Annotated in this window: 14 protein-coding genes; 6 read left to right on the top strand and 8 right to left on the bottom strand. The window is 71.5% G+C overall.

The features are described 5' to 3' along the window. Window positions 1–14 precede the first annotated feature (14 nt). Complete coding sequence (gene ygfZ, locus HNR76_RS05790; protein ID WP_425501757.1) at window positions 15–893, top strand: CAF17-like 4Fe-4S cluster assembly/insertion protein YgfZ; 879 nt, start codon at window positions 15–17, stop codon at window positions 891–893. 191 nt (window positions 894–1,084) lie between these two features. Here ygfZ and HNR76_RS05785 read toward each other — a convergent pair whose 3' ends face one another. Continuing rightward, window positions 1,085–2,170 carry an ABC transporter ATP-binding protein gene (locus HNR76_RS05785; protein WP_162309925.1) on the bottom strand — a complete coding sequence of 362 codons (1,086 nt, stop codon included), beginning with the start codon at window positions 2,168–2,170 and terminating at the stop codon, window positions 1,085–1,087. A 366-nt stretch (window positions 2,171–2,536) separates the two neighbouring features. Between HNR76_RS05785 and zwf the strand changes: the two genes are divergently transcribed. From zwf to eda, 5 genes are all read left to right on the top strand, one after another. Then, complete coding sequence (gene zwf, locus HNR76_RS05780; RefSeq protein WP_425501756.1) at window positions 2,537–4,009, top strand: glucose-6-phosphate dehydrogenase; 1,473 nt, start codon at window positions 2,537–2,539, stop codon at window positions 4,007–4,009. Window positions 4,010–4,011: 2 nt separating this feature from the next. Then, complete coding sequence (gene glk, locus HNR76_RS05775) at window positions 4,012–5,004, top strand: glucokinase (RefSeq protein ID WP_162309923.1); 993 nt, start codon at window positions 4,012–4,014, stop codon at window positions 5,002–5,004. Next, window positions 5,001–5,714: a 6-phosphogluconolactonase gene (gene pgl / locus HNR76_RS05770; RefSeq protein WP_162309922.1), complete on the top strand. Its 714-nt coding sequence runs from the start codon at window positions 5,001–5,003 to the stop codon at window positions 5,712–5,714. Before glk ends, pgl begins: the two co-directional genes overlap by 4 nt. Before the next feature lie 222 nt (window positions 5,715–5,936). Next, entirely contained in the window at window positions 5,937–7,850 is a 1,914-nt protein-coding gene (gene edd / locus HNR76_RS05765) for a phosphogluconate dehydratase (protein WP_162309921.1), read from the top strand. 275 nt (window positions 7,851–8,125) lie between these two features. Then, window positions 8,126–8,785: a bifunctional 4-hydroxy-2-oxoglutarate aldolase/2-dehydro-3-deoxy-phosphogluconate aldolase gene (eda, locus tag HNR76_RS05760; RefSeq protein WP_162309920.1), complete on the top strand. Its 660-nt coding sequence runs from the start codon at window positions 8,126–8,128 to the stop codon at window positions 8,783–8,785. 416 nt (window positions 8,786–9,201) lie between these two features. Here the strand turns inward: eda and HNR76_RS05755 are convergent, their stop codons facing one another. From HNR76_RS05755 to HNR76_RS05725, 7 genes are all read right to left on the bottom strand, one after another. After that, the gene (locus tag HNR76_RS05755) at window positions 9,202–12,384 is read right to left on the bottom strand and encodes a discoidin domain-containing protein (protein WP_162309919.1); all 3,183 of its coding nucleotides are present in this window, start codon (window positions 12,382–12,384) and stop codon (window positions 9,202–9,204) included. Between the two features lie 419 nt (window positions 12,385–12,803). After that, window positions 12,804–13,640, bottom strand: coding sequence for a carbohydrate ABC transporter permease (locus tag HNR76_RS05750; RefSeq protein WP_162309918.1), 837 nt, complete (start codon window positions 13,638–13,640; stop codon window positions 12,804–12,806). A gap of 25 nt (window positions 13,641–13,665) precedes the next feature. After that, window positions 13,666–14,544 carry a carbohydrate ABC transporter permease gene (locus HNR76_RS05745; RefSeq protein WP_162309917.1) on the bottom strand — a complete coding sequence of 293 codons (879 nt, stop codon included), beginning with the start codon at window positions 14,542–14,544 and terminating at the stop codon, window positions 13,666–13,668. Further along, window positions 14,541–15,851, bottom strand: coding sequence for a sugar ABC transporter substrate-binding protein (locus HNR76_RS05740; protein ID WP_484573178.1), 1,311 nt, complete (start codon window positions 15,849–15,851; stop codon window positions 14,541–14,543). Before HNR76_RS05740 ends, HNR76_RS05745 begins: the two co-directional genes overlap by 4 nt. After that, entirely contained in the window at window positions 15,848–17,500 is a 1,653-nt protein-coding gene (locus HNR76_RS05735) for a glucoamylase family protein (RefSeq protein ID WP_246429015.1), read from the bottom strand. The genes HNR76_RS05740 and HNR76_RS05735 overlap by 4 nt, the downstream gene beginning before the upstream one ends. Before the next feature lie 70 nt (window positions 17,501–17,570). Continuing rightward, the gene (locus HNR76_RS05730) at window positions 17,571–20,549 is read right to left on the bottom strand and encodes a TonB-dependent receptor (protein ID WP_162309916.1); all 2,979 of its coding nucleotides are present in this window, start codon (window positions 20,547–20,549) and stop codon (window positions 17,571–17,573) included. A 551-nt stretch (window positions 20,550–21,100) separates the two neighbouring features. Further along, entirely contained in the window at window positions 21,101–21,400 is a 300-nt protein-coding gene (locus HNR76_RS05725) for a YciI family protein (protein ID WP_162310122.1), read from the bottom strand. Window positions 21,401–21,521: the final 121 nt, after the last annotated feature.

Here is a 21,521-nt window from a genome sequence, read left to right as displayed (position 1 = left end):
AAGCCGCGGTCAACGTGCCTGACAACCAGCCATTCGTATCTAGCGGAAATACAGCGGATTTCTTCGCGCTGGAGGGCCATGCCGTGCTCGCGCTGGACGGCCCGGACGCCATCGCCTTCGCCCAGGCGCAGTTCGCCAACGACGTGACAGCGCTGGCCATCGGGCAATGGCAATGGAACGCATGGCTGACCGCGAAGGGCCGCGTGATCGCCGTGTTCGCCCTGCTGCGCACCGCCGACCAGGCGCTGCGCCTGCTGCTGCCCGATGCCGATGCCGGGGAACTGGGCGATGCACTGCGCCGTTTCGTGTTCCGGCGCAAGGTCGCCATCGCCGCGCGGCCGGAGCTGCGGGCCGGCGGCGCGTTCGCCGCGCCGGCGCAGGCACGCGGCGCGACCGTGGCGGGCGACGAACAAACCTCGCTGGAACTGGACTACGGCGCGCCGGGGCTGCCGCGCACGCTGCGCCTGTCCCGCGCGTCCGCGCCGGCCGATGCGCAGGCGCACGAAGCCTGGCGGGCGTCCGACCTGCGCCTGGGCCTGCCGCGCCTGCCCGCCTCCCAGCGCGAGCAATGGACACCGCAACAGCTCGCCCTGGATCGGCTGTCCGCCTACAGCGTCAAGAAGGGCTGCTATCCGGGGCAGGAGATCGTGGCCCGCACCCACTTCCTGGGCAAGGCCAAGCGCGAACTGCTGCTGCTGCAGGTCCCCGACGCCACCGAGCCCGGCGCCGAGGTGAACCAGTCGCAGCGCGCCATCGGCAGCGTGGTCGGCGCGGCCGGCCATGCGCCGCGGCTGGCGCTGGCGGTGCTGCCGCTGGAGCGCGATGAGGCGCCGTTGACGGTGGCCGGCGGCAACGCCGTGGTGCAGCCCTTCGTCGACGGCCTGGCCCGCTGAGGCGCCCGGCCGGGCCGGCTTTTCGCGATGGGGCGATGCGGCGGGCGCTCGCGCGGGAGCCGGGTACGGCCGGCGACCGGGAGGCGGGCCGCCGATCGTTGCCGGCTTGCGGCGCCTGTCCCCGGCTGAAGCCGGCTCCTATCGGGCAGGGTGCGCGGTCAACGGCGAGGCCGGCGAATCGGTCGCGCGAGTCAGATGGCCAGCCGTGCCCCGCTTTGCGGATCGAAGAAATGCAGGTGCGCCGGGTCGGCACGCATGCGCAGCTCGGCGCCGGGCACCGGCAGCGATTGCGGCGGCAGCCGCGATACCAGCGGCCGGCCGGCGAAATCCAGGTGCAGGTAGGCCTCGCTGCCGACCGCCTCGACCACCTCCACCCGCGCGGGCAGGCCATCGCCCGGGGCGGGCGACAGGTGTTCCGGGCGCACGCCCAGCACCACCCGCCGGCCCAGCCAGGCGTCCGGCACGGTGGCGCCGGGCAGCGGCACGCCGGCGGCCGGGGCGCCGTCCACCGCCAGGCGCAGGCCATCGGCGGCCTGCAGTTCGCCTTCGAGCAGGTTCATCGCCGGGCTGCCGAGGAAGCCGGCCACGAACAGGTTGGCCGGGCGCTCGTACAGCACCATCGGCGTATCGATCTGCTGGATGCGGCCGGCATCCAGCACCACGATCCGCTGGCCCAGGGTCATCGCCTCGACCTGGTCGTGGGTGACGTAGACCATCGTCGTGCCCAGCCGCCGGTGCAGGCGCGCGATCTCGGTGCGGGTGGAGTGGCGCAGCTTGGCGTCCAGGTTGGACAGCGGCTCGTCCAGCAGGAACACCTCCGGCTCGCGCACCAGCGCACGGCCCAGGGCCACGCGCTGGCGCTGGCCGCCGGACATCTCGCGCGGGCGCTTGCCGAGCATGCCCTCCAGGCCCAGCATCGCCGCCGCCGCCGCCACCCTGCGCTCCACCTCGGCCCGCGGCTGGCCGCGCAGCTTGAGGCCGAAGCCCAGGTTCTCGGCCACGGTCATGTGCGGGTACAGGGCGTAGCTCTGGAACACCATGGCGATGTCGCGGTCCTTGGGCGCGACGTCGTTCACCACCCGCCCGCCGATGCGCAGCGTGCCGGAGGTGATCTCCTCCAGCCCGGCGATCATCCGCAGCAGCGTGGACTTGCCGCAGCCGGACGGGCCGACCAGCACCATCAGTTCCCCGTCCTCGATCCGGAAGCTGGCGTCGTGCACGGCGACCTGGCCATTGCCGTAGACCTTGCGCACTTCCTCCAACTGCAGGCCCGCCATGCGTCCTCCCGTGCGGCCGGCGCTTCCGGCGGCGCCGGAATGATGTCACGCAACCGGTCGCCGGGCGAAGCGCCGTGGCGGCGGCGGCGCGGAATCCGGCCGCGGGCATGGTTCCACGCGCAACCACGCCCGTCCGCATCGACGCAGCCATGGCCGCAAACCCGCCCGATGCCGTCGTTTCCGCCGCGGGACCACGCCGGACAACGCCAGGACAAGACCTGACCACTGGACAAGGACCGCGCCGGACGGCCATATTCGGTAGTTTCTGCGCACCCGCGCCGGAATGCCCATCACCCACCAACCGACCTGCCGGCCGTGCCCTGCGCGTGCCTGGCCGGCGTCCACGAGACCCCAAGCGGAAACCCGATGTCACACCCTACGGAAGCCCCCCGGATGCATGACACCCTGCTGCTGTTCGGCGCCACCGGCGACCTCGCGCAGCGCTACCTGTTCCCCTCGCTGCTGCGCCTGCAGGGCGACGGCCTGCTGCCGGAGAACTTCCGCGTCCGCGCCATGGCGCTTTCGCCGCACGATACCGAGAAATTCCGCGGCATCCTGCGCGAGCGCTTCGCCAAGCTGTCCCACTACACGCCCACGCCCGAGCAGGTGGAGTCGTTCCTGGCCCGGGTGGACTACCGTTCCGTCGACATGCGCACCCCGGCCTCGGTGGCCGACGCCGTGCGCGACCTGGTCGACCGCCGCTGCGTGAGCTACCTGTCGATCCCGCCGGGCCTGTACATCAGCACCTGCGAGGGCCTGGCCCTGGGCGGCGCGTTCGAGGCGCCCAACCGGCTGATGCTGGAGAAGCCGATCGGCCACGACCTGGAATCGGCGCGCGAGATCAACCAGACCATCGGCCGCCTGATCGACGAGGACCGGATCTTCCGCATCGACCACTACCTGGGCAAGGCCGCGGTGCAGAACCTGCTGGCCCTGCGCTTCGGCAACACCTTGCTGGAGGCGGTGTGGAACCGCAACTTCATCGACTCGGTGCACATCCTGGTGTCCGAGAGCGAAGGCGTGGACGGGCGCAATTCCTACTACGCCCGCTCCGGCGCGCTGCGCGACATGGTCCAGAGCCACATCCTGCAGTTGCTGTGCCTGGTGGCGATGGAGCCGCCGGCCTCGCTGGCCGCCGACCGCATCCGCGACGAGAAGGTCAAGGTGCTGCGCGCACTGCGGCCGTTCAGCGCCGCCGAGGCGCAGCGCCACAGCGTGCGCGGCCGCTACGCCGCCGGCACCATCGACGGCGAGCCGGTGCAGGCCTACGCGCCGCCGGATGACAGCGATGTCGAAACCTACGTGGGCGTCACCGCGCACATCGACAACTGGCGCTGGGCCGACGTGCCCTTCCACCTGTGCACCGGCAAGCGCATGGCCGAGCGCTCGACCGTGGTGACGGTCACCCTCAAGCCGGTCACCCACTGGCTGTTCGAGCGCCCGGACGGCGCCCACGCCGCGCCCAACCGCCTGACCTTCCGCCTGCAGCCGCAGGAGGACATCGAGCTGGGCCTGATGAGCAGCCTGGCCGGCCCGGAATGGGGCACCCTGGAACTGCACCCGCTGGCCCTGGAACTGTCCTCGCAGACCGGCCAGAACCGCCGCATCGCCTACGAGCGCCTGTTCCTGGACGCGATGCACGGCAACCACGCGCTGTTCGTGCGCAACGACGAGGTCGAGGCCGCCTGGGCCTGGATCGACAGCGTTGCCGACGCCTGGCGCGACGGCAACGCGCCGCTGCAGCCCTATCCGGCCGGCAGTTGGGGGCCCGACAACGCGGCGGTGTTCCTGCCGGAACAGTTCGATGCGGTGGCCCGGCCGTCGCGTAACGGCGAATGAGCATGGCCGCCCCCTTCCTCATCGCCGACATCGGCGGCACCAACGCGCGCTTCGCCCTGGCCGACGCCGCGGCGCCGGAGCCGCTGATCGGTGAGAGCGTGCGCGAGTTCGCGGTGGCCGAGTTCCCCTCCCTGGCCGAGGCCGCGCGGCACTACCTGGAACAGGCCGACACCCAGGCCCAGCGCGGCGTGTTCGCCGTGGCCGGCCGCGTGGACGGCGACGAGGCGCGGATCACCAACCATCCCTGGGTGATCTCGCGCTCGCGTACCCGCGACATGCTCGGCTTCGACCAGGTCCACCTGATCAACGATTTCGCCGCGCAGGCGATGGCCATCGGCCTGTACCGCACCGACGACGTGGTCGCCATCGGCGGCGTGTCGTGGGCGCCGGCCGCGCCGCACGAGTCGCGCACCTACGCCGTGCTCGGCCCCGGCACCGGCCTGGGCGTGGGCGGCCTGGTGGTACGCGACGGCCGCTGCTATCCGCTGGAGACCGAGGGCGGCCACGTCAGCTTCCCGCCCGGCACGCCCGAGGAGATCCGGATCCTGGAGATCCTCTCGGCGCAGTACGGCCGCGTCTCCAACGAGCGCCTGATCTGCGGCCCGGGCCTGGTCAACATCCATCGCGCGCTGTGCGTGATCGCCGGCACCGATCCGGGCGCCCTCGAACCCAAGGAAGTCACCGCGCGCGCCGCCCAGGGCGATGTCCTGTGCATGCGCGCGGTGGACGTCTTCTGCGCCGTGTTCGGCGCCATCGCCGGCGACCTGGTGCTGACCGTGGGCGCCTGGGACGGCGTGTTCCTCACCGGCGGCCTGGTGCCGAAGATGCTGGACTCGCTGCGCCATTCCGGCTTCCGCCAGCGCTTCGAGTACAAGGGCCGCTTCTCGCCGACGATGGCCCGCGTGCCCTCGCTGGCGGTCATGCACCCCCAGGCCGGCCTTCTCGGCGCGGCCGCCTATGCCGTCGATCTGATGCGAAGGGAGAACGCCGCATGATCACCGATCCACGCATCGAATGGATCGAGCACCCCGATCCGGAATCCTGGGTGCACGCCGTCGCCACGGAGATGGAAGCGGTCCTGGCCGAGGAACTGGCCGCCCGCGGCAGCGCACGCATGCTGCTGTCCGGCGGCACCACCCCGGCGCCGATCTACGCGCAACTGGCGGTCGCACCGCTGGACTGGCCGAAGATCACCGTGGGCCTGGCCGACGAGCGCTGGCTCTCGCCGCAGGACAGCGCCAGCAACGCATACCTGGTGCGGGAGAACCTGCTCGACCGCGCCGAGGTGGGCCGTTTCGAGCCGCTGGTGCGCGAGGGGCTGGCCATGGCCGAGTCGGTGCATGCCGCCAACCTGGAGGCCGAGCACGCCCAGGATGCCTGCCTGGTGGTGCTGGGCATGGGCAACGACGGGCACACCGCCTCGCTGTTCCCCGGCTCGGTCGACCTGGACCGCGCGCTGGATAGCGAGCAGCCCTACGCGGCCATGGACGCCACCGGCTGCCCGGTCGCCGGCGACTGGACGCGCCGCATCACCCTCACCCCGGCCGGCCTGGCCCGCACCCGCCGCCGCCTGCTGCTGTTGCGCGGCCAGGCCAAGCGCGAAGTGCTGCAGCGCGCCCTGGCCGGCGACGACGTGCGCGAGCTTCCCATCCGCGTGATGTTCGGGCTTGGCGGCGAACCGATGCGCGTGCATTGGTGTGCTTGATTTGACGCCAGGCGCGTACGGGCGCCCAATGGGCGTTGCGCCTTCCGGCCGAATCCACGCGCCGCCGTCGCGCAACCCTCCGGCAACGCCGGCCAAGCGCGGCATCCCATGCCCGCCACGGCCGACACGGGCGCTTTCGCGCGCCCGTGCGCGGAGGCCCGGTCCCTGCCCTCGCCTCGCGGACGGCAGGCCACTCCTTCCCATTCTCATAGCCCCACGCCAATGAGCCTGCATCCGAAGATCGAATCCGTCACCGAGCGCATCCGCAAGCGCAGCGCCGCCTCCCGTGCCGCCTATCTGGCCGGGATCGAGGCGTCCGTGCGCAGTGGGCCCAACCGCACGCCGATGAGCTGCGCCAACCTGGCCCACGTGTTCGCCGCCTGCGGTGATACCGACAAGACGCGCCTGCGCGGTGCGGCCACGCCCAACCTGGGCGTCATCACCGCCTACAACGACATGCTCTCGGCGCACCAGCCGTACGAGCACTATCCCGAGCGCATCCGCGCGCTGGCCCGCCAGCTCGGCGCCACCGCGCAGGTCGCCGGCGGCGTGCCGGCGATGTGCGACGGCGTCACCCAGGGCCGTGGCGGCATGGAACTGTCGATGTTCTCGCGCGACGTGATCGCCCAGGCATCGGCCGTGGGCCTGAGCCACGACGCCTTCGACGCGGCGCTGTACCTGGGCATCTGCGACAAGATCGTGCCGGGCCTGCTGATTGGCGGCCTGGCCTTCGGCCACCTGCCGGCGCTGTTCGTCCCGGCCGGGCCGATGCCCGCCGGCATCCCCAACAAGAAGAAGGCCGAGGTGCGCGAGCGCTACGCCGCCGGCGAGGCCACCCGCGAGGAGCTGCTGGAGGTGGAGGCGCAGTCCTACCATTCCCCGGGCACCTGCACCTTCTACGGTACCGCCAACTCCAACCAGGTGCTGCTGGAGGCGATGGGCGTGCAGTTGCCGGGCAGCTCGTTCATCAACCCGGGCACGCCGCTGCGCACCGCGCTGGACGAGGCGGCGGTGCGCCGGGTGCTGGAGATGACCGCGCTGGGCGAGGACTACCGCCCGCTCGGCAAGCTGATCGACGAACGCGCCATCGTCAATGCGGTGGTCGCGCTGATGGCCACCGGCGGCTCGACCAACCACACCATCCACTGGATCGCGGTCGCGCGCGCGGCCGGCATCGCGCTGACCTGGGACGATATGGACCAGATCTCGCAGGTGGTGCCGCTGCTGGCGCGCGTATACCCCAACGGCGAGGCCGACGTGAACCGGTTCCAGGCCGCGGGCGGCGTGCCGTTCGTGTTCCGCGAGCTGCTCGACGCCGGGCTGATGCACGACCTTCCCACCGTGGTCGCCGGCGGCATGCGCGAGTACGCCCGCGAACCGCGCCTGGTCGACGGCGCGCTGTCCTCGGTGCCGGCGGCCGCGTCCTCGGCGGACGAGTCGGTGGTGCGCACGGTGGCCGCGCCGTTCGAGGCCCAGGGCGGCCTGCGCCTGCTGCGCGGGAACATCGGCCGCGGCCTGATCAAGCTGTCGGCGGTCAAGCCGGAACATCGTTTCGTCGAGGCCCAGGCGGTGGTGGTGGATGCCCCGCAAAAGCTCAACAAGCTGCATGCCGCGGGCGTGCTGCCCCGGGATTTCGTGGCGATAGTGACCTACCAGGGCCCGCGCGCCAACGGCATGCCCGAGCTGCACTCGCTGGCGCCGCTGCTGGGCATGCTGCAGAACCAGGGCCGCCACGTGGCGCTGGTCACCGATGGGCGCCTGTCCGGCGCCTCGGGCAAGATCCCCGCGGCGATCCACGTCACCCCGGAAGCCGCGCGCGGCGGTGCCATCGGCCGCGTCCGCGACGGCGACCTGGTGCGCGTGGACGCCGAGGCCGGCACCCTGGAGGTGCTGGTCGACGCGGCCGAGTGGAACGCCCGCGAATGCGCGGCCAGCACCGCGCCGAACGCGCACGACATGGGCCGCAACCTGTTCGCGCACAGCCGGGCGCTGGTCGGCCCGGCCGACCAGGGCGCGCTGTCGATCTCCTGCGGCCCGCCGGCGCACGATGGCGGCAACTGGGACTACGACGCCGAGTACGAGCTGGGCGGCGAAGCCGAGGCGGCGCTGGCCCCGCACGAGGCCAAGGACGCCTGACCCTCTGCGGTCGTCGCCGCGCCGAGGGCGCGGCGGCATGGGGGCGGTGCTTCCAGGGGCCGGAGATGGCTGACGATCCAGGGAAGGCGGATGCGGGCTCCAGCATCTCCCAGATCGGCCACGGCCTACTTTCGCCTCCCGCCCGTGGGGATGAGCCGAGTGGTTTCTCTGGCCGGACAGCAGGCGATCCGGCCACAGCGACAACCGAAGCGTTCGCCGGCAGGCGCAGGCGTTAGAATTGCCGCGTATCCCGTCTTCCGGAGCCGCCGTACCCCATGAGCATCGCCGACACCCAGGCCCAGGCCGAACAGTTGCTGCGCACCTCCGGCATCCTGCCGGTGGTCACCGCCGACAGCGTGGACGAGGCGCGCAAGCTGTCCGCCGCGCTGCTCAAGGGCGGGCTGACCGCGATCGAGCTGACCCTGCGCACGCCGGCCGCGCTGGATGCCCTGGTGGCGCTGAAGCAGGAGCTGCCCGACATCGCGGTGGGCATGGGCACGGTGACCACCGTCGAGCAGATGCGCAGGTGCATCGAGTTGGGCGCCGATTTTCTGGTCACGCCCGGCACCCCTCCGGAACTGGCCGACGCACTGGCGCAGGCGCCGATTCCCGTGGTGCCCGGCGGCGCCACCCCGACCGAGTTCCTGTCGCTGATGGCGCGCGGCTTCCGCGTGTGCAAGCTGTTCCCGGCGTCCGCCGTGGGCGGGCTGACCATGCTCAAGGGGCTGGCGGGCCCGATGCCCGACCTGAAGATCTGCCCCACCGGCGGCATCACCGAGGACACCGCCGCCGAGTTCCTCTCGCAGCCGAACGTGGTCTGCATCGGCGGCTCGTGGATGGTGCCGAAGACCTGGCTCAAGGCCGGGGAGTGGGACAAGGTCGAGGCCAGCGCGGCCAAGGCCGCGGCGATCGTCGCCGGCGTGCGGGCGCGCTGAGCGGCGATCTTCCGCACGCTTTCCTGCCGCGATTCCGGCGTACCGAGAACCGCGCGCAGGCGGGCATCGCCGCAAGGGCCGCCGGTGCGGGCGGGTCTTCGCCGGACAGGGCCTCTGCGCCCGCCGCGCAGCCCCGTCCACTCGGCTCATCCCGACGTCCTCGTTTGGCTCGCCTCCCGGCCTCGCCGCACGTGTAGGGGCCGGGCATGGCCGGCGCCGCGCCATGCCGGCACATCGTTCCTCTCGCGATCCGGAGCGCCGGCTGGAACCGGCTCTCTACGCTCGGAGTGCGTGTCGCTGCCTGGGAATCGGCTTCAGCCGGCGACCGGGGGCGGTCCGGGAATGGGCCGTACGGCGTGCCGGCGGTCACCGGCCATGCCTGGCTCCTGCAACAGCGGGGCGGGAGGACCGGCGCCTCAGCGCACCGCGATGCGGACCCGGGCGCCCGGGCGTGCGATGCGCAACTCGCCATTGCTCCATTGCGCCAGCCGGCCATCGATGGTGGTCGCGCCAGGGCTTCCCGGGTACGGCCAAGGCAGGACCAGGCCACCCGGTGGCAGGCCGGCGCCGTCGGCCACGTCCAGGCGCAGTTCGCCATCGGCAAGGCGCAACGCGTACCCGAGCCGCCCGTGCGGGGTGTGCAGGCCGTCGACCGCGATGCCCTCGCCTTCCAGCCAGTCCAGCGGCACGCCCGCGGCCAGCACCTGGCTGTCGTCGCGCTCGCGGGTGTAGGCGAACATGTCCAGCGCCGAGCGCAGGAAATCCGAGGCCACCCAGGCATGCGGCAGGTCACCGACGAAGAAGGGCGTGCGCGGCGTGCGCGAGACCACCTCGGCCCACTGGTTCCAGCCCGCCGGCGCGCGATCCTTGAAGAAGTATTCCGCGGCCTCCCAGGCGCGCTCGCGCCACCCCAGGCGTACGAACGCGGCGACGTTGCGCCATTCGTAGGGCGTGTAGTCCTTCCACTCGCGCCGACCGTCGCGGCGCTGTACGAACCCGCGCCAGTAGCGCTCGAAGGTGTTCTCCAGCAGGTCGCGCGGCAGCCAGTCCCGCTCGCCGCCCGGCGCCAGGGCGATGGTGGTCGAGGTCGGGTCGAAGTCGCCCAGTTCGGCCGCGCCGGGCAGGTAGTCGATGCCGTGGCGCCGCGCGGCCGCGCGCAGCGAACCGGCCAGGTCGCGGCGGAACTGGTCGTGCGCGGCCGCCATCCGCTTGGCATCCGCGTCCTTGCCCAGGGCCCGAGCCACCTCCACCGCGTCCTTGTAGCCGCGTAGCGCCCAGAAGTTGTCCCAGTACGAATGCATGGGCTTGGCCGAATAGCCCTCGTGGCTGATCGAGGCCGGCATCATTCCGTAGAAGGCCGGGTCGAGCCGGCGGTTCGTCGGCGTGCGCTCGCTGGCGCGCAGCCGCTCCATGTACTCGAACGCGCCGCGCACGTGCGGCCACATCCCCTCCAGGAAGGCGCGGTCGCCGGTGTAGCGCCAGTATTCGGCGATGGCGAAGATCAGCTCGCCATGGCTGTCGTTTTCCGGCACCGGGTCGCTGCCGCGCGCATCCACGCAGCAGGGGACCTTGCCGTCCTCGAACTGGTAGGGCGCGTACCACTCCAGGTATTCGCGCACCACCTCGGGCCGGCCCAGGCGTAGCAGGGCCTCGGAGATCATGGCCCCGTCGCGGATCCAACTGCGCGAATACGAGCGCGTGCCCGGCTGCAGCCGCGGCCCCACGCGCGAGACCAGCACGTGGCCCAGCGCGGTGCGCACCGTGTCGGAAAACTCGCGCGCCTGCGGCGGCAGGCGCAGTCGCACCTGGCCCAGCCGCTGGCGCCACATCGCCTCGGCGCCGGCGGTCGCCCGCGTGGCGTCGAGACCTTCCGGCATCCGCGCCGGTCCGCTCAGCGGCGCGACCAGGGCCACCTCGCGCGTTTCGCCCGGCGCCAACTTCCAGCGGTACAACAGCATGCCCGAGGCCAGCCCGCTCGGGTCGTCCACCGCCGTGGCCGCCGGGATGTCGCCGGAGGCCAGGCGCATCACCTCCAGGCCCGCATCGAACGGGGTGGCGAAGGCCACGTCCGGCGCCTGCGTGGCGAACGCCCGCGGCGTACCGTTCACGCTCACGACGCCCCCCTCGAACGCGAGCCTCTCGATCCGGCTGACGCCGCCGACGGTGTTGAGGAACTGGCTGGGCGGATTGACCTGCAGCGGCCGGACCGCCAGCGCCAGGGTGCAGTCGCGCGGCTCATCGCCCGGGTTGGACAGCCGGTAGCGCACCACCAGTTGCGAGGCTTCCGGCGAACCCTGGGCGAAGGCGAGGACATCCAGCGACAGGCACGCTCCATCCGTACCGGCGCGCGGCTGCCAGGCGACGTGCGGCATCGGCAGCCCGTGCGTGCGCAGTCCCTGCTCCGCACGGACGTCCGCCCAGCCATGGACCCTGCCCTGCCGGAGCACGAACGGCTCGATGCTGAAGCCGCCGCGCGACACTTCCACCGCGCCGTCCTCGCCGATCAAGCCCTGCTCCGGGCCGCCATCGATGCCGACGATGGTCCAGTAGGGCTGCTCGCCGCTGAAGCCGCGCGGCAGCCAGCCATGTGGCAGGTCGGCGGCCACGGCTTCCATGAAATCGTTCGGATGCGCGGAGAACGCCAGCGGCTGCACCTGCGCCTCGGCCAGCGCGTAGCGCCCGCCCTCCAGCACCAGCGCGATGCGGCGCGACTCGGCCTCGGGCAGGGCGATCCAGTCGGTGTCGCCGCCGCCGCGGTCCACGCGGCGCACCGGGTGCCAGGCGCCGTCGGCGTCCTCCAGTTCCACCGCGTAGCGCGCCGGACGCCGCCGCGCGTCGGCCCAGTGCAGGACCAGTCCGCCGAACTCGCGCACCTGGCCCAGGTCCAGCACCAGCCGCTGCACGCCCTTCCCTTCCCAGGCGGTGGCGCGGTCGCCGTCGATCGCGCGCGCGGCCGTCGCCGCACGCCCCTCCACCAGCGCCGACGCCACCGCCGGCGGCGCGGCCGGCTCCGGCGGCAGCGGCTCGAAGGTCAGTTCGTCGAAGCAGACGCTGCCGCGGCCGCCGGCGTTGTTGTAGACGGTGAACTCGACCCTGGCGCTATGGCGCAGGGTCCGGTCCGGGTCGGGCCCCCAGGCCTTGTCGATGTGGCGCCTGCGGTAGCGCACCTCGCGCCACTGGCGCGGGAAGTCGTAGCGCGGCCGGTTGACCCACCACACGTTGTCGCCGCTGGCATCCACCAGCTTGAACTGCAGGTCGTTGGCCGGCGAGTCGCCGCGCAGGCGGAAGGCGAAGCGGTAGTTCTCCGGGTAGTCCAGCGGCAGCTCGCGCTGGATGCCGGCGTAGCCGGACACGCCGTTGAAGTCGTAGTCCAGGCACAGCGCCCCGCCCTGCGCGCCTTCGACCCGGCGGATCGTGCCGTCAACCTGGTCGGAGACGACTACGCGCCAGGGAGACGGGTCCTGAAAGTCGTCCAGTACCTGGGGAGCGGCCTCCACCGGGAAGGCCGATGCGAGTATCGGTGCGAAGGTGAAAGCAACGACAACGGCGAAGGCCCTGGCGTGGCGGAGGGCGAGGGTGGCCGGCCTGGGGCGAAACATGCCGTGAATCCGTCCATGGAGGCTCGGACGCGCCATCCATGGCGCGTACGGTTTCGCCCCAGGCCGGCCACCCTCGCCTGCATGCGGATGCCGCGATCCGAGGGGAAACGCATCGGCGCCGGAAACGGGATCGCTGTTTCCCGTATGTGATGCATGCACGGCGACGGCAGACACGGAGCACCCAGCGCCGTTGCTGTTGCCCTTCCCTCCCGATCGCGATGGCGCCCGGAAGGTCGTCGCGATGCCCCGGGCCGGGACCGTGCGCGCCATGGATGGCGCGCCCGAGCCTCCATGGACGGATTCACGGCGTGTCCCGGCCCGGGGCATCGCGGCGACCCCGCGGCCAGGCGCGCAAGCCAGCGCTTCTGCTTGCACCTCACACCCCAGCCACGAGAAAAAAATCGCCATCACGCCCCGCCTCAGCCCTTCACGCTGCCCAGCAGCAGCCCCTGGATGTAGTACCGCTGCAGCAGCAGGAACAGCGCCAGCACCGGCACCACCGTGACCACCGCCCCGGCCATCATCATCTCCACGTCCATGATGTGCTCGCGCGAAAGCGTCGCCAACGCCACCGGCAGGGTGTAGTGCTCCTGGTCGGTCAGCACGATCAGCGGCCACATGAAATCGTTCCACGCGGCCATGAAGGTGAAGATCGCCAGGGTCACCAGCACCGGCTTGAGCATCGGCAGGACGATGGAGAAGAAGATCCGCCACTCCCCCGCCCCGTCGATGCGCGCCGCCTCCAGCAGTTCGTCCGGGATCGAGCGCGCGTACTGGCGCACCAGGAAGATGCCGAACACGCTCGCCAGCGCCGGCACGATCACCCCGCCGTAGCTGTTGACCAGGCCCAGGTACTTCATCATCAGGAACAGCGGCAGCATCGCCACCTGGGCCGGCACCACCAGCGCCGCCAGCAGCCACTGGAAGAGGCGCTCGCGCCCGTAAAAGCGCAGCTTGGCGAAGGCGTATCCGGCCAGGGTGTTGACCAGCAGCGAACCCAGGGTGATCGTCCCGGAGACCAGCAGGCTGTTGGCGAAGTTGCGGCCCATGCCGGTGCGGCCGAACAGGGCGTGGTAGTTGTCCAGGGTCGCGCCGGTGGGCAGCAGCGGCGGCGGGAAGCGGCTGGCCTGCCCGGCCGGCATGAACGAGACCGACAGCATCCACAGCAGCGGCGCCAGGCTGGCCGCCGCCAGCGCCAGCAGCGCGCCGTTGACCAGCAGCGCATGCCAGCGCGACTGGCCGACCTCGCGGCTCATGGCCGTGCCTGCGTGCGCGGCCGGCTCATACCAGCCCCTTCCTGCGCCCGGCGCGCAGCATCGCCGCGGTCACCGCCAGGATGATCAGGAACAGCAGGAACGCCACCGCCGAGGCCCGGCCCAGGTTCCACCACTTGAAGCCTTCCTCGAACATGAAATAGAGCACGCTGACCGTGCTCTGCAGCGGATCGCCGCGGGTCATCACGTAGGGCTCGGCGAACAGTTGGAAATAGCCGGAGACGGTGATCACCCCGACCACCAGCAGCACCGGCCCGAGCTGCGGCAGGGTGATGTGCAGCAACTGCTGCCAGCGCGAGGCACCGTCGATGCGCGCGGCCTCGTACAGGTCCTGCGGGATGGCCTGCAGGCCGGCCAGGAAGATCACCATGTTGTAGCCGAAGTTCTTCCACACCGCGAACAGCATGATCGTCGGCATCGCCCAGCGCGGGTCGCCCAGCCAGTCCACCGGCGCGACGCCCACGTGCCCCAGCGCCCAGTTGACCAGGCCGTAGCCGGTATGGAACAGGTAGCGCCAGATCACCGCCACCGCCACCAGCGTGGTCACCACCGGGGCGAACAATGCGGTGCGGAACAGCGCCTTGAGCCGCGCCGCCGGGGCGTGCAGCAGCAGCGCCGCGCCCAGCGAGACGGCGATCGACACCGGCACCCCGACGACGACGAAGTAGCCGGTGTTCCACAGCGACTTCCAGAACATCGGCGTGCGCAGCAGCTCGGCGTAGTTGTCCAGGGCGACGAAGCGCAGGTTGCCGCTGTCGGCCAGCGCGTACAGGTCGAAGTCGGTCAGGCTCAGCGCCAGCGCCGACAGCACCGGCAGGCCGAAGAACACGCCGATCACCAGCAGCGCCGGCCCGGCGAACATCCATCCGGCGAGCGAGCGCTTCATGGCCGTGCCCCCGCCGCGTCGGCCTGCGCGGCCCGGTCGCGCTCGTACATCCAGCGCCGCTTCTCCAGGATGGCGTCCACCCGCGCGTCGAGCTCGCGCAGCGCCCGGTCCTGCGGCTGGCCGCCGCGGACCACGCGCTCGGTGGCGATGCGCATCTCCTGCACGATCCGCTCCCATTCCAGCACCTTGGGCGTGGGTCGGACCCGCTCGAGCTGGTCGCGGAACGCGCGCGACAGTTCGTCGTCGGCCAGCGACGGGTGTTCCCAGGCGCTGCGGCGTGGCGGCAGGTCGCCAATCATGGCGTGGAAGCGCTGCTGGATGTCGGGCCGCGAGAGGAATTCGACCAGCTTCCAGGCCCGCTCCTTGCGCCGGGAATCGCGGAACAGCACTAGGCTGGTGCCGCCGGCGATGCCCGCCCCCGGCCCGTCCGGCCCCGGCAGCGGCATCGTGCCCCACTGCCCTTCCAGCGCCGCCGGCTGGCGCTTGCGGAACTCGCGGATGTTCCACGGCCCGGACAGGTAGAAGACGTAGAGGCCATTGAAGAACTCGTCCCACACGTTGGAGATCTGGGTCTCGGACATCTTCGGCGCCCAGCCCTGCTCGAACATGTTGGCGTAGAACGCCAGCGCGCGGCGGAAGCCGGGACTCTGGAAGTTGCCGCGGTTGTCGTGCTCGCGCAACAGCGGGTCGTCCTGCTGCAGGGCGAACGACAGTTGCTGCTCGAACTCGTTGAGCGGCATCAGGATGGCGTAGCGGCCCGGGCCGGCCTGGCGCTTGATCGCGGCCATGGCCCGCTCCCATTCGGCCCAGGTGGCCGGCGGCCGCTCGACGCCGGCCTGGCGCAGCAGGTCCTTGCGGTAGAACAGCAGGCGGGTGTCCACGTACCAGGGCACGCCGACCAGGTGGCCGTCGACCACGCTGGTGTCCCAGATGCCCGGGAAATAGTCGTCCTCGTCGACCACGGCCGAGGCATCGACATAGGGCTGCAGCGGTTCCAGCGTGCCCAGCGCCGCGAACTCGGGGATCCAGGTGTTGCCGAGCTGGCACACGTCCGGCAGCGCTTCGGCGGCGAAGGCCGTCAGCAGCTTCTCGTGCGCGGCCGTCCAGGGGATCTGCTGGATCTCCACGGCGATGCCGGTCTCGCGCTCGAACTGGGGGATCAGCTCGGCCACCACCTCGGCCTCGCGGCCCATCGCCCAGAAGCGCAGCGGCGCCTCCGCATCGCCCGCGCAGCCGCCGGCCAGCACCGCGCCGCACAGCGCGATGGCGGCCGCCGCCGTGCGCCGGAGGGCGGCGGCCCCGCTCACTGCGGCGGCTGTGCGCGATTGGCGGCCGGAGCGCCGTCCTGCCGCTGCGCCGCCTGCCGCTGCGCCTCGGCCGCCGCCGCGCGCGACTCGGCCATGCCCAGCGCGCGGGCGGCCGCGGCGTTGGCGTCCACCTGCATCGGCTCGGCCTGCTCGTCCTCGGGCGTGAGCCAGCCGCCCCGGAAGCCGGCGCGCTCCAGCCCCGTGCGGATGTACGGGCTGTTCTTCATCACCGTCCACACGAACTCGTTGCGATAGTTGGCGATCATCGCCAGGATCGGCCCCTGGTCGATGCCGATGTAGTCGCTGGCCACCCAGCCCCGGCCCGGCACCAGGCGCCCGGTCTTGAGCGGGATGTCGTAGTCGAAGCTGGGGTTGAACGAGTCCAGGAAGCCGTAGCTGGAATACAGGTAGTCGCCGTAGCGGCGGTGCATCTCCTCGGTGGCCGGGATCACCACCTCCGGGGCGAACACGATCGAGGCGATGGCCGCGGTCGGCACCACCGTGCCGTCGTCGAAGTTCTCGCGCAGGCCCGCGCCGCGCGAGGAATAGTGGCGGAACTCGCGCTCCTCGCCACGGTAGATCTGGCGGGTGTTCTGCGGGCCGTCGCCGGCGGTCAGGCCCCACACGTTCTCGCCGTAGTCCTTCCACTTCATCGGGTTGGCGATGGCGTATTCGCGCTGGGCCAGCGCGGCGCGCCGGCTGTTGAGGAAGTAGTCGATCCCGCGCTCGCGCATGTACTGGTCCTGGATGTCGCGGAAGTCGATCCAGACGTGGCTGTACTGGTGTCCGAACATCGGGCCGAAGCTCAGGTACTCCTGGCCGTAGTACACGCCCCAGTCGTTGTTGTAGGTGCGCGCCCACACCGTCCATGCGTCCGGGCCCACCGGATGGGTCGGCGAACCCAGCGCCAGCACGTACAGCAGCATGGCCTCGTTGTAGCCCATCCAGTCGTGGACGATGAAGCCGCTCTCGGGGAACCAGCCCATCGATACCAGCGGCTCGCGCACCTGCAGCCAGGTCCAGTCGACCCTGCGGTAGATCTGGTCGGCCAGACGGCGGATCTCCGCCTCGCGGGCGTCCTCGCCGTCGTAATAGGCCTGGGCGAACAGCACGCCCATCAGCAGCAGCGCGGTATCCACGCTGGACAGCTCCACCCAACTGTCGTAGCGGTGGCCGTTCTGCATGTCCAGGAAGTGGTAGTAGAAACCCTTGTAGGCGCCCTTGCCGGTACGCTGCGGCCCCTGCGGGATGTCGCGCAGGAAGCGCAGCGTGGTCAGGGTGCGGTCCACCGCCTGGGTGCGGCTGACCCAGCCGTTCTCGATCCCGATTGGATAGGCGGTCAGCGCGTAGCCGATGGAGGCGATGGAGGCGAACGGCCGCGACGGGTAGCGGTCGGGGGTCAGCCCGTTCTGCTCGTTGGTGGTGTCCCAGAAGAACTGGAAGGTGCGCTTCTCGATGTCGCGGAACAGCGGCGGCAGTTCGGGACGCGGCGGGCGCTCGGGCAGCACCGGCTCGATCAGGATCACGTCGGGCCGCGGCGGCGGCGGTGCGGCCGGGGCCGGCGGCGGCTCGCGCCCGCAGCCGGCGACGAGGAGCGCCGCCAGCACGGCCATGAATCTCTGCAGGTTGCGCAGCAAAGCGGATCGCATGTGCGGGAGCATACCCGTGAGTGCGTGCCCGGGGCATCCGGGGCGGTCCCCGGCCGCACGGGGCGGCCGGTCACCAGTCGATGCCGAAGGAAAGCTTGAAGGTCCGGGTCCCGCCCACGATCGAGTCCTGGTGGCGGCCGAAGCCGGCGTTCGGCTCGCCCGGTCCGCCGTACCAGTCGTCGTAGCCATCCCAGTTGGTCCAGTCGAACGCGTTGAGCAGGTCGGCGCGGACCCGCAGCTTGAACCTGGACCCGGTGTCCCACTCCTTGCTCGCGGCCAGGTCCAGGCGCTTGTAGCCGATGCTGCCGTCGGGCTTGTACGGGTCGATCAGGCAGTCGTCCCATCCAGGCAGGCAGTTGGTGGCGTTGCGGTACTCGGTCGATTCCAGGGTCAGCTTGCCCGACAGGGTGATGCCCCAGCCCGCGTCCCAGATGCCGGTGGTGACCAGGCGGTGCTCGGGCACCCCGCGCGACGGCAGCCAGCCGTAGTGGCTCGGGTCGGGGTACTCGAACATGTCGATCCAGCCGTCGGCGTTGGTGTTCTGGCGGCCGCGGGTGTAGGTGTAGGCGACCGTCGCGCCCCACCTCGATGCCGAGGTGTAGGGCTTGTCGAGCTTGACCAGCACCGACCGGGTCTTGGTCTCGTAGAGGTTGTCGAGCAGGACGACGCGGCCGAAGGGCGGGTCGAAGCCCCATGGCGTGCCCCAGGTATGTCCCGGCGGCAGGAAGCTGCCGTCCGGCCGGCGGTTGCCCACCCGCGCGGTGATGCCGTCGCGGCTGCGGATGTAGGACAGGGTCACCTCGCTGTACCAGGTCTGCCCGCCCAGGCCGAAGGCGTTGCGCATGCCCAGGCTGTACTGGTCCGAGTACGGCACCTTCAGGTCGTTGCTGTTCAGCCACCACTCGCGCGGCAGGTCCACCGCGGCGGCCAACCGGTCCAGGGCGCCCGGCTGCAGGTAGGCCGGATCCCAGGCCACGCAGTCGCCGCCCGGCCGCCGGCACACGCCGTCGGCATCGGTGAAGTAGAAGTTGTAGCGGCCGAAGGAGGTGCGGTTGGTCTCCAGTTGCAGGTAGTCGAACAGGTTGCGGTCGTAGGCCCGGCCCGCGCCGCCGAAGATCACGTGCCGCTGATCGGCGCCCAGGTCGTAGGAGAAGCCCAGGCGCGGCTGCCAGGCGCCCTTGAAGGCGTCGCGGTTGCGGCCGTTGGCGATGTAGTCCTCCGGGTTCCAGTCGGCGTTCTGGAAGTTCGGGTAGCCGCGGATGTCCTCGGCCAGTGCGGCGGGGGTGACGAAATCCTCGTAGTTGGGCGTGGTCTCATAGTCCCAGCGCACGCCGTAGTTCAGGGTCAGCCGCTCGTTCACCTCCCAGTCGTCCTGGAGGTAGATGCCAAACTGCTTGTTGGCCGAGGTGGTGAAGCCGCCCGGCGTCCCGGCGTCGCCGGTGGCGAACTCGACCTGGTACGGCTGGGCCGTGCTCACCGCCAGGTCGTAGTAGAACTGCGGATTGGAATAGTTGCGTTCCACCGCCCGGACCTCGACGTCCTTGAACTTGACGCCCATCTTCACCGTGTGGCCCTCCCAGCCGCTGAAGGTCAGGTCGTTCTGGAGCGACCAGCCCTCCTGGCCCTTGTCCTGGTTGTTGGGGCTGGCGCCGGAATTGAGGATGGTGCCGATGTTGAGGCGGTCGTCGGCGGTCGGCTGGGAGATGTTGAGGATGTAGCCGTTGCCGTCGACGGTCGGCTGCGGCGCCCACGACAGGTCCTCGAAGGTCAGGTGGACGTCGTTGAGCCAGCGGTCCCCGCTGTACTGCCAGCGCAGGTCGTAGCGGGCGACCTCGTTGCGGTTGACCGTCGCCCGCTGCGCGGTGTTCTGGTCGCCGACGCCGATGCGCTCGTCCTCCTCGCGCACCTGGGCCGAAAGCTCCACCAGGTTGCGGTCGTCCGGGGTCCAGGTCAGCTTGCCGAAGTACATGTCCTGCTTGAACGGCGATGCGGCCGGACCTGTCTGGTCGCGCAGGTCCCGGGGGACGTCGGCCTCGTCGTAGCGCCCCTGCGCACCGAGCCAGACCGTCTTGGGCGTGCTGTATTCCTTGGCCTCGTAGGCGACGAAGAAATTGAGCCGGTCGCGCACGATCGGCCCGCCGAACGCGACGCCGTACTGCTCCTCCTTGGAGGGCACCTTCTCCCCGCCGGCCTTCTTCTCGGCGGGCGTGGCGGTGCGCCAATCGGTGGAGGTGCGGTCCCAGAAGAAGCTGCCGCCGAACTCGTTGCCGCCCGAGCGCGTGGCGGCGACCACGGCGGCGCTGCTGATCTGGTCGAACTCGGCCTTGTAGTTGGAGGTGATGACCTTGTACTCGCCGATGGCCGACTGCGGGAACGGATTGCCGCGGGTGGAGTCCTGGCCGCCGACGCCGCCCGGAAGCGTGTAGCCCTTCTGGCCGACGCCGTCGATGTAGACGTTGATCCCGCTGGAAGACTGCCCGCCGGAGCGCAGGCGCGTGTTGCCGGCCGCGTCCTGCTGGAACTGCATGCCGGGCACCGTGTCGGCGAAGGCCAGGAAGTTGCGCGTGCCCTGCGGCAGCGCCTCGATCTGCTTGTTGCTGATGTAGGTGGCGATCTCCGAGGTGCGCGTCTCCACCGCGGTGCCGACCACCTGCACCGTGTCCAGGGTGGTCGCCGCTCCCGCCGTGGCGGTTTCGGCCACGCCGCCCACGCCCAGGTCGACCGTCGCGGTCTGGCCGACCTGCACGGTCAGTTCCCGGCTGCCGCCGCGGCCGTTGGCCTGGACCTGGATCCGGTAGGTGCCCGGGGGCAGGCCCGCCACCGAGTAGCCGCCATTGGCGGAGGAACGCACCGTCCGGCTCAGGCCGGTGGCGGTGTTGGTGACGGTGACGGTGGCATCGCCGGCGGGCGCGGAGTCGGCCAGCACCTGACCGCGGATGGTGGCGCCGGTGCTCTGGGCGATGGCCGGGGCCGCGCCCAGCAGCAGGCAGCCGGCCAGTGCCGTGTTGAGCAGTGTCCGGACCGGGTTGCGGCGGCGTTGGGGGTTCATCGCTGTTTCTCCCTGGAGTGGTTGCGATGGTCGACGGCGGCCCCCTGTCCCGCGTCGACCTTCTCGTTTTCCGGCACCGGCGGCAGGCGCAGGGCATGGCGGCCGGTCATGGCCGGCGATGGCGGCGCGCACCGCCGGTTCGGGCAGCGGCACCCGCCGATCGATGACTTGCCCCTCCGCGGCGGGACGGCGGCGGCAGGCGCTTGCGCACGCGTCCGCCGAGTGCAGCGATACTCGCCCGCATCGTCGTCAAGGAGGGGTGAACGAAGCGAAGGCGGCCGAGGCCGGCCGGGCGATGCCGCCGCGCACCGGCACGCCGGCGGCGCACGACGGCGCGGCCGTTCATGCCGGCGGCGCGAACCTCTCGTCGGAGCCGTGCATTTCGTCGCGGCTCGGCCTCGCGATCCAGGGCCGTGGATGGCCGCGCGGGTTCACCCCTGTGGCGGCCTCGCACCCCCGGCGGCATCCACGCGAATCACCCGACGACCCTCGACGATCCGGACATCGCCGGCCGGCACGGATTCAGGCCGGTGCGGGCCGGCCGCGCCGGCTCAGGGCAGCACGTGGCGGAACGGCCGCACCTGGACCCGCTCGTAGACGCCCGCGGCCACGTAGGGATCGGCGTCGGCCCAGGCGCGCGCCTGTTCGAGCGAATCGAAGCGCGCGATCACCACGCTGCCGCTGAAACCGGCCGGGCCCGGGTCCTCCGCATCGATCGCCGGACAGGGACCGGCCACCAGCAGCCGCCCCGCGTCGCGCAGCGCCACCAGCCGCTCCAGGTGCGCCGACCGCGCCTGTCCGCGCCCGGCCAATCCGTCCTGCCCGTCGTACCCCTCGATCACGTACCACATGCCGTCGCGCGCTCCTTCCATCTGCGATCCGCCCCCGCGGGCGAGCGTTCGATTGTAGACCCGCGCTTTGCAGGCCCGCGCGCAGGGACCGCCGGCGCGGACGGCCCGGGCAGACCGGCCC

The organism is Pseudoxanthomonas broegbernensis (assembly GCF_014202435.1).
In the GTDB taxonomy this organism is placed as follows: Bacteria; Pseudomonadota; Gammaproteobacteria; order Xanthomonadales; family Xanthomonadaceae; genus Pseudoxanthomonas; species Pseudoxanthomonas broegbernensis.
The sequence above is the reverse complement of the archived record's forward strand: the minus strand, read 5'-3'. Positions and strand labels throughout refer to the sequence as shown.

Coding starts and splice junctions, on each gene's coding strand:
- HNR76_RS05785 (WP_162309925.1), bottom strand. CDS start 2,170: ATGGCGGGCCTGCAGTTGGAGGAAGTGCGCAAGGTCTACGGCAATGGC.
- zwf (WP_425501756.1), top strand. CDS start 2,537: ATGTCACACCCTACGGAAGCCCCCCGGATGCATGACACCCTGCTGCTG.
- glk (WP_162309923.1), top strand. CDS start 4,012: ATGGCCGCCCCCTTCCTCATCGCCGACATCGGCGGCACCAACGCGCGC.
- pgl (WP_162309922.1), top strand. CDS start 5,001: ATGATCACCGATCCACGCATCGAATGGATCGAGCACCCCGATCCGGAA.
- edd (WP_162309921.1), top strand. CDS start 5,937: ATGAGCCTGCATCCGAAGATCGAATCCGTCACCGAGCGCATCCGCAAG.
- eda (WP_162309920.1), top strand. CDS start 8,126: ATGAGCATCGCCGACACCCAGGCCCAGGCCGAACAGTTGCTGCGCACC.
- HNR76_RS05755 (WP_162309919.1), bottom strand. CDS start 12,384: ATGTTTCGCCCCAGGCCGGCCACCCTCGCCCTCCGCCACGCCAGGGCC.
- HNR76_RS05750 (WP_162309918.1), bottom strand. CDS start 13,640: ATGAGCCGCGAGGTCGGCCAGTCGCGCTGGCATGCGCTGCTGGTCAAC.
- HNR76_RS05745 (WP_162309917.1), bottom strand. CDS start 14,544: ATGAAGCGCTCGCTCGCCGGATGGATGTTCGCCGGGCCGGCGCTGCTG.
- HNR76_RS05735 (WP_246429015.1), bottom strand. CDS start 17,500: ATGCGATCCGCTTTGCTGCGCAACCTGCAGAGATTCATGGCCGTGCTG.
- HNR76_RS05730 (WP_162309916.1), bottom strand. CDS start 20,549: ATGAACCCCCAACGCCGCCGCAACCCGGTCCGGACACTGCTCAACACG.
- HNR76_RS05725 (WP_162310122.1), bottom strand. CDS start 21,400: ATGTGGTACGTGATCGAGGGGTACGACGGGCAGGACGGATTGGCCGGG.